Annotated in this window: 16 protein-coding genes; 15 read left to right on the top strand and 1 reads right to left on the bottom strand. The window is 34.3% G+C overall.

All coding sequences use genetic code 11. The annotated features are described in order from the left end of the window. Positions 1–59: 59 nt before the first annotated feature. Positions 60–875 (top strand): YrrS family protein, encoded by an 816-nt coding sequence (locus JM172_RS02030; RefSeq protein ID WP_214480381.1) that lies wholly within the window; start codon positions 60–62, stop codon positions 873–875. Positions 876–1,159: 284 nt separating this feature from the next. Here JM172_RS02030 and JM172_RS02025 read toward each other — a convergent pair whose 3' ends face one another. Further along, a complete protein-coding gene (locus JM172_RS02025) occupies positions 1,160–1,366 on the bottom strand; it encodes a YrzA family protein (protein ID WP_214480380.1) in 207 nt (68 codons plus the stop codon). Positions 1,367–1,815: 449 nt separating this feature from the next. Between JM172_RS02025 and mtnN the strand changes: the two genes are divergently transcribed. From mtnN to JM172_RS01955, 14 genes are all read left to right on the top strand, one after another. Further along, the gene (mtnN, locus tag JM172_RS02020) at positions 1,816–2,511 is read left to right on the top strand and encodes a 5'-methylthioadenosine/S-adenosylhomocysteine nucleosidase (protein ID WP_214480379.1); all 696 of its coding nucleotides are present in this window, start codon (positions 1,816–1,818) and stop codon (positions 2,509–2,511) included. Between the two features lie 321 nt (positions 2,512–2,832). Then, on the top strand, positions 2,833–3,756 hold the full coding sequence (locus JM172_RS02015; RefSeq protein WP_214480378.1) for a PLP-dependent cysteine synthase family protein: 924 nt from the start codon (positions 2,833–2,835) through the stop codon (positions 3,754–3,756). A gap of 1 nt (position 3,757) precedes the next feature. Continuing rightward, positions 3,758–4,894 carry a bifunctional cystathionine gamma-lyase/homocysteine desulfhydrase gene (locus JM172_RS02010; protein ID WP_214480377.1) on the top strand — a complete coding sequence of 379 codons (1,137 nt, stop codon included), beginning with the start codon at positions 3,758–3,760 and terminating at the stop codon, positions 4,892–4,894. 216 nt (positions 4,895–5,110) lie between these two features. After that, positions 5,111–5,347: a YrhC family protein gene (locus JM172_RS02005; RefSeq protein WP_214480376.1), complete on the top strand. Its 237-nt coding sequence runs from the start codon at positions 5,111–5,113 to the stop codon at positions 5,345–5,347. 378 nt (positions 5,348–5,725) lie between these two features. Then, positions 5,726–5,866 carry a YrzI family small protein gene (locus tag JM172_RS02000; RefSeq protein WP_214480375.1) on the top strand — a complete coding sequence of 47 codons (141 nt, stop codon included), beginning with the start codon at positions 5,726–5,728 and terminating at the stop codon, positions 5,864–5,866. A 793-nt stretch (positions 5,867–6,659) separates the two neighbouring features. After that, on the top strand, positions 6,660–7,181 hold the full coding sequence (locus tag JM172_RS01995) for a cytochrome c3 family protein (protein WP_214480374.1): 522 nt from the start codon (positions 6,660–6,662) through the stop codon (positions 7,179–7,181). A gap of 5 nt (positions 7,182–7,186) precedes the next feature. Then, complete coding sequence (locus JM172_RS01990; protein WP_214480373.1) at positions 7,187–8,638, top strand: ammonia-forming cytochrome c nitrite reductase subunit c552; 1,452 nt, start codon at positions 7,187–7,189, stop codon at positions 8,636–8,638. 651 nt (positions 8,639–9,289) lie between these two features. Next, positions 9,290–10,354, top strand: a complete 1,065-nt coding sequence (locus JM172_RS01985; RefSeq protein WP_214480372.1) for a hypothetical protein — start codon at positions 9,290–9,292, stop codon at positions 10,352–10,354. Between the two features lie 12 nt (positions 10,355–10,366). Next, entirely contained in the window at positions 10,367–10,807 is a 441-nt protein-coding gene (locus JM172_RS01980; RefSeq protein WP_214480371.1) for a cytochrome c maturation protein CcmE, read from the top strand. Between the two features lie 16 nt (positions 10,808–10,823). After that, a complete protein-coding gene (locus tag JM172_RS01975; protein WP_214480370.1) occupies positions 10,824–12,806 on the top strand; it encodes a heme lyase CcmF/NrfE family subunit in 1,983 nt (660 codons plus the stop codon). Next, on the top strand, positions 12,796–13,314 hold the full coding sequence (locus JM172_RS01970; RefSeq protein WP_250886447.1) for a cytochrome c-type biogenesis protein CcmH: 519 nt from the start codon (positions 12,796–12,798) through the stop codon (positions 13,312–13,314). Before JM172_RS01975 ends, JM172_RS01970 begins: the two co-directional genes overlap by 11 nt. A gap of 12 nt (positions 13,315–13,326) precedes the next feature. After that, complete coding sequence (locus JM172_RS01965) at positions 13,327–13,713, top strand: hypothetical protein (RefSeq protein ID WP_214480369.1); 387 nt, start codon at positions 13,327–13,329, stop codon at positions 13,711–13,713. A 1-nt stretch (position 13,714) separates the two neighbouring features. Beyond that, complete coding sequence (locus tag JM172_RS01960; RefSeq protein WP_214480368.1) at positions 13,715–14,113, top strand: hypothetical protein; 399 nt, start codon at positions 13,715–13,717, stop codon at positions 14,111–14,113. 15 nt (positions 14,114–14,128) lie between these two features. Next, positions 14,129–14,827 (top strand): ABC transporter ATP-binding protein, encoded by a 699-nt coding sequence (locus tag JM172_RS01955; RefSeq protein WP_352222712.1) that lies wholly within the window; start codon positions 14,129–14,131, stop codon positions 14,825–14,827. Position 14,828: the final 1 nt, after the last annotated feature.

The raw sequence follows: 14,828 nt of genomic DNA, 5'->3' as shown, positions 1-14,828 counted from the left end.
TAGCTACCTATCTAATGATACAATGAGACATATACATATAAGAGTGAGGAGGACTTTTTGTGAGGGGAAATATTGAAGATTTATATGAGGGACCTCGCTACGAAAGGAATAAAAAGCGTAAGAGAGGGAATTTATTATTAAATATTTTAATTGGAATAGTCATTTTGTTAATTGTTTTCTTTGGAGGAAAGCTACTATTTTCCAAAGGTAGTGATCCAGTTGCATCAGATAGTATTGAGCAACAAGATAATGGTAATGCAACTGTTGGAATAACGGAAGATGACGAATCTCAAGAAACTAACTCAACAATTGATGAAACTGATGATAATAATAACATAGAGAATAACGAGAATAATCTTGAAGAGAGCAATGAAGGTAGTATAGAAGAAAGCAACGAAGCCGTTTCTAACGAAGATGACAACAATACTTCTAACACTAACGAACAAATAGCCGAGGATAGTTCACCTGAACCAGTTACAGATTTAGATGAAACAACTGCTAGCGAAGATTCTAACATTATTAAAACAATAACTAGTGATTCATGGCAACCAGTCGGTACGGAGCAAGCAGATCATGTGGTGACCGTTTTTGACGAAGGCACAACAGACCGAGTTGAGATGGAAAAAACGATAAGTTATGCAACAGGAATTGCTAAAGAAGATTATACTTTGTGGTTTTTAGGGAATGACGGTCCCAATAAATCTCTTGCTACAATTGCTTCAAATGTAGACGCTAGCTTAATTTACAAAGTATATATGGAATGGGTAGACAATGAAGGCTGGAAGCCTACTAAAGTAGAGCAATTAAAAGAGAATGATAGTCCATATTACAAAAACACAGAGGAAGAATCGAGCGAGGAGTCCTCAGAAGATTAAGTATAAACCGCCATTTGCTACTTGCAAAGGCGGTTTATTTTAAATCAAGGATGATTTTCCCATTTTCGTTCTAATGTATAAAAGCACGTATACACCTAGCGTTGGTAGCACCTTTTCTACTTCAATTACTGAGCTCTCATAAAGCTCATCAGGTTGTCCATTTTAGTAAATAAACAATAAAGTTTATGAAAAGAGCTTAAATCAAAATAGTATATACTTAATTCATCAATGTATAAGTTTACTAAGCTTTCAGAGGTGAAGGTGGGTAAGAACAAAAAATGTATCTAATTGCTGCGTTTAAAGTGAACAACAGCACTAAAATATCTTCTACCGTCTTGATCAAACTGCATTTGATGAGAAATATGATGAACCTCTAATAATATAGCTTTATTCACTTCGATTTGTTCATTAACTTTTTTTTCTAATGTTGTTAAATCTTGCGCTTCAAAAAATTCAACCTTATCTTTGAGTATATCTAAAGAAAAATCCATTTGACTGACACCCTTCCACAATTGTATGTATCGTCCATTTTATCAAATTTGAGAGTGAACGAAAATATTATATTTGACTCTTTTACGATAATATTAACGATGATATACTTGCAAATTGCTAAGAAATAATTTCTATGATAAATTAGAAGCACTTAAATGAATTCGGGGTATAGAAATGTGTATAATAGGCTTTTTGACCTGAATTGATCTAAGTTTATATTAAGGAATTTAACCCCACTTCTATAGATGGGATATTTCAATCAGGTCGAGTAGAGTTTCCACCTGATTTCACTGATACTCAAGTCTTTCACTAGCAGTGGAGATAGATTATTGCAGTAAATGGTTTAGCTGTTGAATATGTTACAATATTGAGTGGAGTTTTAGTATATCCTCGTGACACGGAGAAATGGTATAAGGAATAAAGGAATATAGAAATGAGGGAAACCAAGATGAGAATAGGAATTATAGGTGCCATGGAAGAAGAGGTCATCATCTTAAGAGATAACATTAACAACGAACAAGTAAGTGTTATTGCTGGATGTGAATTCACTGAAGGTTCTTTACATGGAGTTGAAGTTGTATTACTGAAGTCAGGAATTGGCAAAGTAAATGCAGCAATGAGTACGTCAATTCTACTTGATCGCTTTGACGTTGACTATGTCATAAATACTGGCTCAGCTGGAGGACTATTGGAGTCATTAAACGTTGGGGATGTGGTGATCTCAACAGAAGTACGCCATCATGATGTAGATGTAACAGCTTTTGGTTATGAATATGGACAAGTTCCACAATTACCACCAGCTTTTCTAGCAGATAATAATCTTCTGAACGTAGCGGAAAAAGCAGCAGAGAACATTGAAAATATTCAAATCGTGAAAGGACTTATTGCTACTGGTGATTCTTTTATGAGTGACCCTAGCCGAGTAGCAATGGTACGAGATAAATTTTCCGATTTGTATGCAGTTGAGATGGAAGCGGCAGCGATTGCTCAAGTTTGTTACCAATTTGAGGTTCCTTTTGTAGTAATACGTTCTCTCTCAGACATAGCTGGTAAAGAATCAGATATCTCTTTCGAACAATTTTTACCAACAGCTGCTTTACATTCAGCCAATTTAGTTATGAATATGGTAGAAGGGCTTAAATAAACTCACAGAACTTCGCACTTATTACAAAAGACTCTTTTCGCAAACTTTGTTGCTTTTTGTTACGTAAATTTGAGTAACTGATGCGTATAGTATGATTCTTTAGAGAAGAAAAGGTGTCGTAGTGTATAGCTTTTATTACAAGGCTCTTTTCGTGAATTTTTTTATAGTTCCTAAAATAGATACTTACGCAAACTAATCATATCCGTGTTTATTCTTTTAGCACGAAAAACAACATTCTATACAAAAACAGCCTATTATTCTAAAGCAACAATTAATGCGAAAATATCATTCAGAAAAAAATTTTGAGGTGACAAAATAATTATGCGTGTTGTTCACAGCGTACATGACTTAATTGGTAATACCCCAATGATTGAGCTAACGCAATTTCCTTTACCAAAACAAGTAAAGCTTTATGCAAAACTTGAATATTACAATCCTGGTGGCAGTATTAAAGATCGGTTAGGTAAAGAGCTCATTGAAGAAGCTCTCCAGTCTGGTGCAATTAAACCTGGCGGTACGATCATTGAACCTACTGCAGGAAATACAGGCATCGGATTAGCATTAGCAGCACTAAGACATAAGCTGAAAGTAATTGTATGTATGCCTGAAAAATTTAGTATAGAAAAACAATTGCTAATGAAAGCGCTAGGTGCTGAAATTATACACACACCAACGAGTGAAGGTATGAGGGGAGCAATTTCAAAAGCTCAACAACTACTTAATGAGATTCCAAACTCGTACTGTCCTCAGCAATTTAACAACCCGGCAAATCCAATGACCTATTATAAAACCTTAGGACCTGAAATGTGGAGCCAACTAGATGGTGATATTGATATGTTTATTGCAGGAGCAGGAACGGGTGGAACATTTATGGGAACTGCGAAATATTTAAAAGAACAAAATAATTTGTTACAAACAGTCATCGTTGAACCCGAAGGATCTATTTTAAATGGTGGTGATATAGGCCCCCACAAGACAGAAGGAATCGGTATGGAATTTCTTCCAGATTATATGGATACAAAATATTTTGATCAAATTCATACAATATCTGATAATAATGCCTTTATGAGAGTAGAAGAACTAGCAAGAAAAGAAGGGCTTTTAGTTGGTAGTTCTTCAGGGGCAGCACTCCATGCAGCTCTTATTGAAGCAAGTCGGGCTAAGAAAAAAATGAACATCGTAACTATTTTTCCAGACAGTAGCGAACGTTATTTAAGTAAACAGATTTATGGAGGTTCGATATAAAATGAAACCAAAGACAAAATTAATCCATGGTGGCATTCCGAATGATCAACAAACAGGTGCTGTCTCTATTCCCATTTATCAAGTAAGCACATATAAGCAAGATGGGATAGGTGAGCATAAAGGATTTGAATACTCACGAACAGGTAATCCAACAAGACATGCTTTAGAGGAGCTCATTAAAGACCTTGAAGAAGGAACAGCAGGGTTTGCATTTAGCTCTGGAATGGCAGCAATTACAGCAGTGATGATGTTATTTAACAGCGGCGATCATGTCATTTTAACTGATGATGTATATGGTGGAACTTACCGTGTAATGACGAAAGTTTTAAACAAGCTAGGAATAGAATCAACTTTTATTGATACGAGTAATTTGTCAAATATCGAGACAGCAATCCGTTCAAATACGAAAGCAATATATATTGAAACACCTACAAATCCGTTGCTAAAAATTACTGATATTAGAGGAGCTTCTAAAGTCGCAAAGGAACATAACTTGTTAACAATCGTAGATAACACGTTCAGTACACCATATTGGCAAACACCTTTAAATCTTGGAGCAGATATCGTATTGCACAGTGCAACAAAATATATTGGTGGTCACAGCGATGTCGTTGCTGGTCTCGTTGTAGTCAATTCCAATCAATTAGCGGAAGACCTACATTTTGTTCAAAATTCTACAGGTGGCATATTAGGCCCTCAGGATTCATGGTTATTAATAAGAGGAATCAAAACGTTAGGAATACGAATGGAAGAGCACGAAGGAAATACTAAACAAATTATTGAATTTTTACAAAATCACCCAGGTGTAGAAAAGATATATTACCCTGGATTAAGTAGTCATCCGAATCATAATATAGCAAAAAAACAAGTTAGAGGCTATGGTGGTATGATTTCATTTGATGTTGGTAGTGAAGAAAAAGCAGAACAACTACTTAAGCAAGTTAAGTATTTTACATTGGCGGAAAGCCTTGGCGCAGTTGAAAGTTTAATTTCAGTTCCTGCAAAAATGACACATGCTTCGATACCAAAAGAACGTCGTGAAGAGCTAGGTATAACAGATGGTCTTGTCCGCATTTCAGTAGGACTTGAAGATGTGGAAGATTTAATCGCAGACTTAGCTAATGCACTTAAAGGATAAATAAAAAAAGGCGAAAGTATTTTCGCCTTTTTTTGTTCCAGTTAGACACCTATTCTCTATAGATTATGAGCCCATTCACAACAGCCATAGTGACGTTAATTTATTTTTGTGATTGGTTCCTACCTTATAATTGGTTAAAGTTACATTCATTTTGACCTACTAAGATATGTTAAAGTAGATTTATAGATACTTAGAAAAGTAGGTGACAAACTTAAAATGGATGAGAAGCAATTACGTAATTTGAAATTTAAAATTGTCGACTTTACAAGAATTGCATTTGTTTTAATTGCAATTAGTGTCTTTTTATATTTAGGTGTTGTTATTAATCAACATGTTCAGGAAGCGACTAATGTCAACTTATTAATGGCAATGACATATATTTTTTTATTTGTAGCGTATCTCTTATTTAACATGGTAATTAAGTATAAAAAAATAGTAAGTGATCTAGAATAAGAAAATTATTTTATTTTTTACAAAAAAGCCCTTTACAAAACATCATAAATTGGTTATACTTTCCTATGAAATAAACAAATTCTGATAAGGAGGTCGAATTTAATGTTAGGCAAATTATTTAAACTTATTAAATTAAATAGTATTTCTTACTACTCGACCGATGTCGGAATGCGGGTGTTTCAATAACTAACTAAGCATACACGCCACAGGTTGAATAGTATACCTGTGGCTTTTTATATAAATAGCATCTTTCCTTTTAATGCTTATTTATAAAATAATTTTGATTATTTTAACCACAGGTATAGAAAATTTACCTGTGGTTTTTTATCGTCAAATTGAACATAGTGTATGCAATGAACTTAAAGGAGGTGAAGCCATATGAAATTCAATATTTTGTCTATCACAATTACAATTAATAAACGAACGTATTCAATTGAAAAAGCTTATCGAGAAGAGCAAGTAAAAAAAATGATTGATGAAGAAAGAGAAAAGTCGTTTAGAGCTTACCCAATCATATAATAATCATTTCAAATAATTACAGGAGGGTGATAAAAATGATAATGAAAAATTTGTTGATCGTTAAGTTAATTGATAAGGAAAATTTTACGTAGTTACTAAACAAAGAACGATCATTACAAATTATAAATGTATTATCTTTTCATCATTACAGCTAAGTAGGATGACTCTTTACATTAGGCTGTTTTCGCATTGGTTGTTGCTTTTCGTTCTAATAGATAAGCACGTATAAACCGAGCTTTCGTAGCATCTTACATTGAAAACAGCCATTAGGTAAAAACGAACATATATATTCATTCAGGTAGGTTTTACTTTTTATTAGTAAAGCCTACTTTTTTTATTTGCTAGCTCTCTCACCTAGCCTGTCAAGACGTTATAACTGACTGAGAGAAAACAAAATATTTTTTCTTCAACAACGTTCCAATGCTTGTTGAGAGGAAACAGTTTGTTCCGTTTTTGTTAAATATACTTGAATCAATTATTTTTCCAAATGTACACAATTTGGCCTTTTTATAGACAATAGTTTGTCAATTATGGTTTATCAAACATTCAATAAAATATGGTAATGTTTAGTTGGAAAGGTACAATAAACCTATAGGTAGGCTTTTTTTCACAATTGTTATTATTCGTGAATGAAATATGGTTATACTTTTCTATCATCACCAAGCGGTAAATCAATATTTATCAAATTGCTCATTTTTTCACATGTGTCAATTTATTAAGTGGCTGACATACTAATTAGCCTTTTAATTTGTATGAAGAAGATATAAAAATGACAGAAGAGGAGGGGGAAGGTATGGTGAAAAAGCTTAAAGCGCTGGATAAAAAAGTCGTTATTTTAATTGGGCTATTTTTAGGAGTTGTTGTGGCAGTAGCAAGTGCTGAGACAATGCATTATACAGATAGTGCAGAATTTTGTTCGACTTGTCACCCTATGGATTCAGCCTATAGTAGCTTTGCAGACTCTACACATGCAAATATCGCCTGTAATAAGTGTCATGCTCCAACTGATAGCCTTGGAAGGAAAATACTATTTAAAGCGAAAGCTGGAACGCATGATATTTACATGAATACATTTGGGGCAGATAAGATTCCTGATGTTATTCATGCGAAAACAGCCACCATTGACGTTATTCAAGAAAACTGTAAAAGCTGTCACGAAGGAACACTAAATAATTTATCACATGATGCAAAAGAAAATTGCACGGATTGTCATAGGCAAATCCCTCATGGTAATGGCAACTTTAAGACAGATGAATGGTTTAAACCTGCGGATTATGACATTAATAATCGAAACGAATCTTTTGAGAAAGGGTGAGGAAAATGTATAGAAACATCAAAAGAATTATAGTTCCCACTGCTTTAGTAATTTTTTTAATCTCTATTATTGCTGCCTGTGGTTCAGATGAAGCGAAAGAAAGTATAACTGCTAAAAAGTTATACAATACGGGACTATCAGCTGACGAAATAAATAATGAAGCATTTGCTGATATTTTTCCGTTACAGTATGAAAGCTATAAGCGTAATGAAGAAATGTCTGATACGAAATACGGTGGATCAGTACCAACGTCAAAATTTGATCATACTAAAGAGCCTTATTTACCAATAATTTTTAATGGTTACGGATTTGCAAAGGAATATAATGAAGATCGTGGACACATTTACGCCATTGAAGATAATGTAAATATTGCTAGAATTACAGATAAGTCAATTGGTTCTTGTTTAACTTGTAAAAGTACTGCAGTTCCTATTTTGTTAGAGGAAGACGAGTTTGGAGACGGATACTGGTCGGCAAACTTTCGAAACGAGATTGTACCTCGTGCTGAAGAATTAGGACATTCTCCTATCGGTTGTTCAGATTGTCATGATCCCGAAACGATGGAATTACGTGTCACTCGTCCAATGTTTGCAACAGCTATGGAAGCAAGGGGAGTAGACATTTCAAACCCTACAAAAAATGAAATGCGTACGTATGTATGTGCACAATGTCACGTAGAGTACTATTTTGAACCAGAAAAGAAGGCAGTAACATTCCCATGGACAAATGGATTAAAGCCAGAAGAAATGTATGAATACTACGATACGATAGCAAAAGATTCTGGGTTTGCACAAGACTGGATTCATACTGTTTCAGGTGCACCAATGCTAAAAGCTCAGCATCCAGAATTCGAAATTTGGTCTGAAGGCCCTCATGGAATTGCTGAAGTTTCCTGTTCGGATTGCCATATGCCATACGAACGTTCAGACGGTAAGAAAAAGATTACTAGTCACCAATGGACTTCACCTTTAAAAACGGTTGAGCAATCATGTCGTACATGTCATGCAGACAAGACTGAGCAAGAGCTTATAGATCGGGTTGAAGGCATTCAAGATGCTCATATGGAAAACTTACACAAAGCCGAAGAAATATCCATTGATGCACATTACTATATTAATAAGATGATAACTACTGGTGCTCCTGAGTCTAAAATTGAAGAAGCACAACAACTTGTTCGTAAAGGACAGTGGTTATTTGATATTGTAGCTGCAGAAAATTCTGCTGGATTCCATGACCCTCAAGGTGCAATGGATAGTATGAAAAAATCTACTGAAGCATTAAATGAAGCTATTATTATTGCAACTGAAGAGTTAGTGAAACTTGATGTAAATATTGACGAACTAAAAGAAGAAATAGCAAAAGTGAAAAAAGCTGTTTATGATGAACCAGATGTCTTTAAAAAGAAAGACCATGTCATAAATGATTACTTTCCAAATCAACAACCACCAAAAAATTAAGCACTTACAGAACGATGATTAACAAACTAATTTTCACCGTACAATACGGCTATATTGTACGGTGCATTTTTGTTCATTTAAAAACTATATTTCCATTGTTTATAAGGTGGTAACAATTTCGTGCAAGGATATGTTTGACATTGTACAAATATCACACTAATTTGATCTAGATGTTTTATCAATAGTAGAAAAATGTTTTGATAAGAGCCTTCATAAGACAATGGTCTTAATATATATGTGAAATAAATCACAAGAATCGTGTTTATAATTAATATACTGTAAATTTTAAATTGAATCAAGCTGAATGGTTTATTTTTTAAATGGATTTCAGATAGCTGCTTCCATCTTTCAATACAGCTTTTCAGTAAAACGAAGTGGCTCGAATACACTAGCTAAGGAGCCAAAATGGTATTAAAGTAACCTTCACAAGACACGACTTTTGGGCCTAGTGGGATTACGGTATTGTCAAGGATTAGCGCCTAACCCGCAAGTCACCACTCCAATCATTGAAGGGTGAAGGTCATCTCTATATTATAGGAATCTGTCATTCGTCGGGTGATGATCCTTAGTGCGATTCTATGTTTCGGTAATGTCTGTAACATAAGTCACAATTTGGTATGAAGTTTTTGTGAACTAAAATATGGATGATTTTTGACAATAGGTTTACCAATATGTTGTAACCAAGCAATTTTTAATACAATCATATTAGAAATGAAAGAAATGGGAAATAAGGTGAAAAAAATGAAGACTCCTTATGTTAAAGAAAAATGTTTTCCAATATTCATTTTGGTACTAATGAGTATTCTCTTTCCTCCATCTATACTAGCATCTTACGACAACATATCTATAGAAGACATTACAATAATCGTTATGCCGGAATATACGAATCATCCTCATGCTAATAATGATGAACCAACTGTTCTTGTTGGTTATCATGGCACTATTGTAAATCAATCTTCTGAGTCAATTAGCCAAGGTATCGAACTAACATTACCTGTGAATAAGAAAAATTTTTTTATAGGGCTAGCAGCACATACCCTCGATGGAACAAAAGAATCACTTCAAGAAATTGAAGTACAAATGAAGAAGAATTCTAACAAAGTAACGATTATGCCAGACGAACCTATTGATCCAGGGCAAGGCTATAAATTTGTTATTGAATATTACTATCATGATATAAACCATACCGGGAATAAGAAAAATTTTACATATGAATACGTAGCTGACAATAATATGGACGCTATAAACATTATTTTCTTTGAACCATTAGGGGCAAGTGATTTTGCCATACAACCAACAACTGATCAGCATTCACAAGATACAATGGGGATTAACATGTATTTGTATGAGGTTATTCAATTAACAGCTGGGGAGAAGAAAGTATTTGATGTGTCTTATGAGAAGAAAGACAACGAAACGACAACTAGTAAAATTGATGAAATAGCACCAAATAACAACAATAGTGTCCTAATACAAACTAACTCATCAAATAATGGAGGGTTATCAACAAATACAATTATTGCAATCGTTGTCATTTCATTAATATTTTTATTCACAATCATGCTGTTAATTTTTCAGAAAAAGAAACACAAAGAACGTGAAAGCGAAATTAAAGCTACAAACCGACAACAAGATAAAAAGAAGTTAAGAAACATGTTGGCTAATGGTGAAATTGATGAACAAACGTATCGCAAAAAAATGAGTGAACTAAGTTGAGGGGTGAATGGAATGAACAAAAATAAAAAAGTATTGTTTGGTGGAAGTTTGATCATCATAGCTATTCTCACATTGCTCATAGCTGCTACACCAGGTTCAAGCGGTACAGAGTTGACACTTACACAACTTTTAGCAAATGAAGAGAAGTACAGCGATAAATTCGTCATGACCCAAGGATTATTAATTGAAGATTCAATTGATTGGAATGCAGATAATATAGAACTTCGCTTTACAGTACGAGACGAAGATGGTAATGAGCTTCCTATATTTTATCAAGGGGTGCGACCAGACAATTTTAGTGAAGATGTAACTGCAATTGTAGAGGGGTATATACAAGAGGATGGTGTGTTTTTTGCTGAGAAACTTCAAACTAAGTGTCCATCCAAATATGAAGACCAAGATAAAAGTGACTATGACCCAGAGCTTCATAAAAAGATAGAAAATGAGGAGTAAAGAAAGGTGATTAGCCATGTATTTAATTGGTAGTACAGCTGTTTATTTAGCATTAGTCATTTCAATCTATTCATTTATTATTCTCATATTAGGAATAAGAAAGCAAAACCAAAAGTTAATAAATAGTGGGAAGAATGGTGTGTTATCGATCTTTTTATTAACAAGTGTTTCAATGTTTGTCTTATTCTACGCTTTAGGTACAAGTCAATTTCAATTTAAGTATGTTTCTACGTATACAAGTAGCGATTTACCACTTATATATAAGCTTTCAGCATTATGGGCAGGTAATGCAGGTTCTTTATTATTATGGACATTTTTCTTAACGATGTACGCAACGATGGTTGTGTTTTCAAGAAAAATGAAAGGCAATCCAATGGTTCCTTATATTGGAACAATCATGCTTGGAAATATTATTTTCTTTTACTTCTTGTTAGCAACGACTACGAAACCTTTTGAACTGAATGATATTATTCCAGAGGTTGGGAAAGGTTTAAATCCAATGTTACAAGACCCAGGGATGATTTTACATCCAGTAACATTGTACTTAGGTTATGTAGGACTTTCTGTACCTTTTGCATTTGCTATCGCTGCTTTAATACTAAAGAATGTAGACGCTTTTTGGATTCGTATGACGAGACGTTGGACAATAGTAGCGTGGTTATTTTTAACTCTTGGCAATATAATCGGAGGTTATTGGGCTTATCTTGAGCTCGGATGGGGTGGCTATTGGGCATGGGACCCTGTTGAAAATGCATCCTTCATGCCTTGGTTAACTGTTACTGCTTTTTTACACTCGGTAATGATTCAAGAACGCAAGCAGATGTTGAAGATTTGGAATATTAGTTTGATTATTCTTTCATACGCATTAACATTATTTGGAACTTTCCTTGTAAGAAGTGGCGTCTTAACTTCAGTTCATGCTTTTGGAGATAGTAATTTAGGTACTTACTTTTTAATTTTTATGGCACTTGCAGTCTTATTTGCACTATATGTAATGATGAGTCGCTTTCATTTATTAAGACAAAACAGCGGACAGTTTGAGTCATTTTTATCAAAAGAAAGTAGTTTTTTAATCAATAATTTAATACTTGTTGGTGCGACATTTGCAGTATTTTGGGGAACAATTTTTCCACTCATTTCTGAGGCGGTTAAAGGAACGAAGGTTACGGTTGGTGTCCCTTTCTTTAATACAGTTATGTCACCTATCATGCTTGCATTAATGTTTGTTATGGCTATTTGCCCTTTAATCGCTTGGCAACGCTCAACTGTAAGAAATCTACGAAAAAACTTTTTAATTCCAGCAATTTTGAGCTTACTAGTTGCTATGTTACTAATACTTCTAGATATTAAAAAAGCTTATCCGATTATCGGCTTTGCTGTTGTTGCATTCATGATTTTTACTCATATTCTTGAAGTTAGTCGCGGGGTAAAGGCTAGAAAGTCAGTTACTGGAGAAAATGTCATTGTTGCACTTGGCCGTTTAATGTCACGTAATCGCAGACGGTACGGTGGCTATATCGTTCATATTGGGATAGCTCTAATGGCAGTAGGTATAATTGGTTCAAATAACTTCAATGTTGAAACAATGAAGACGCTAGCGATGGGAGAAAGTATTGAACTTGCAGAGTACACAATTACCTATGAGAACTTACAACAAAAGCGTGAAGGTATCAATGATGTAGTGTTTGCCACTCTAAAAATTAACAAAAACGGTCAAGATATAGGATATGCTGAAGCTGAGAAAATCTTTTATGGTTCATTCGAACAACCGTCTACTGAGGTAGCTCTTATTAGTAATTGGGACGAAGATCTTTATATTGTGTTAAGTGGTTGGGAGCAAGATTTAAGAGCTACATTTGTTATTCGGATTAATCCACTTGTAAAATGGATTTGGACGGGTGGCATGGTTGTTTTAATAGGCGCAATATTTGCTGTTTGGAGCGGAAAATACGGCAATATTACTCCGAGATATAAAGGGGTACAGCGACATGTATCTTAAGGGTTTGGGTAGAAAGGATGGGGAAATGATGAAGCGCTTATTCATTTTAACTGGGCTTCTTATACTTTTATTTTCTTCCGGTACCTATGCAGTAGAAGATGTTGATTATAGTTCGGCACAATTTCAGAGCATTGTTGCAATGCTTGCCATGGAAGGACATGCGGGGGATGATTTGGCTACTTGCCCTGTTAAGCAAGAATATTACGAAGAAGTTGCTCAAATGATGCAAGAAGGGATGAACAAGGAAGAGATCTTAAATTTCTACGTTGAGGAAATTGGCGAAGAGGCATTGTCAGCCCCACTTAAGCAAGGATTTAGCCTTTCTGCATGGATCACACCATTTATCGTATTGATTGTAGCTGGAGTGATTGTATTTACAGTTATTCGTAGTTGGATCAAAAAAAATAACAGTGCTCATTCAATAACAACTGATGAAGCTTTACGTGACGAGAACACCGATTCTGTTTTAAGAGAAATGATTGATAAAGAAAGAAAAAAGCTTTTCTAGGATGTGATTGATATGGATCTAGTCTCAATTATAACAGCCACATTATTAGTAGTAGTTTGTAGTTATTTAGTAATATCTCCACTGCTGTCAAAAAAGAATGTAACTTTTCATGAAAGCATGATAGATGAAGTAGATATCATAAAAAAAGAAGAAATATTTGCGACACTAAATGAACTCGAAATGGATTATAACATGAAAAAATTATCGACAGAGGATTATGAGAAATTAAAAAATAACTACGAAAAAATGCTTCTTCCTATTATGGCGGAGGAAACGTTAGTAGACGATGTTCATGTTGCTAATACAATAAAAAATATGCCTGAACAAGTTAAAAAGGATATAGAAAATGAAATAGCTAATGAACTTGATCAAACGAGAAAACAGCGGGGAGGGAAGTAAGGTGAAAAGCATTTTTATGATGAGTGCTGCAGTCACACAAACTTCTCCAAGCTTTCATAATCCAGGACATTTACGGATGTGGTTTGATTCACCGTTAAGACAATTTAACCCACATATATTATTAATTATTCTTGGTGTAATCATAATTGGAGGAGGGCTGTTTTTCATTTACTTTCGTCAAAAAGACCAGAATAGGCAAATTTCTTTGACCGAGGATAAAGAGGAGAAGATTTTTCAACAATTGCTTGGAAAGCGCGATGCAATTATGACGAAAATGATCGATTTAGAAGATGAACTGAAAGCAGGAAAAATATCTGAAGATAAGTTCCATGAACAGTTTAATGCTTATAAAGAATTGTTAATTCAAGTGAAATTTAATATAAAACAAATGACTGAATAGATTGGAGGGATCTGCGTGATAAAAACATCTTTGCTAACGAAAAAGATAGGTGAGAAAGCGATTCTACGTGGAGTCAATCTAACAGTAAAAGAAGGGGAAACGATCGCTTTACTAGGTCCCAACGGAGCAGGGAAAAGTACAGTATTAAAAATAATTAGTGGATTGCTGGAGGCGACATCTGGTGATGTTTTGATAAATAATATGAAGCTAAAAGCGAACGAAGAGGTTATTAAGAAAACAATTGGATTCTTATCACATAGCAGTTACTTATATGATCACTTTTCACCGATTGAGAATCTAGTTTATTACGGAAAGCTCTATGATGTAGAAGATATTGAGGTAAGAGCAAAAGAACTCATTTCTATGGTAGGTTTAAGCTTATTTATGCATGAGCCTGTTCGCTCATTTTCAAGAGGAATGCTACAAAGAATTGCGATTGCTAGAGCGATTATTCATTCACCTAGTATTCTACTTCTAGATGAACCACATACTGGGTTAGATCAACGGGCAGTTTCAATTTTAAATAATGTTATTTTGCAATTGAAGCAGGAAGGTACAACTATAATTATGGTTACACATGATTTCCATCAACTCATTGAAACATGTGATAAAGCAATCGTGATGAAACAAGGATTGTTAATTGATGATTTTGCTATTTCAGGTGAAAAAAACGTGAAAGATATCAAAGAAATGTATGCAGGACTGGTGAGTTAAC

It is taken from the genome of Bacillus sp. SM2101, assembly GCF_018588585.1.
Lineage (GTDB): Bacteria > Bacillota > Bacilli > Bacillales > SM2101 > Nanhaiella > Nanhaiella sioensis.
This window is presented reverse-complemented; position numbering and strand designations above follow the sequence as displayed.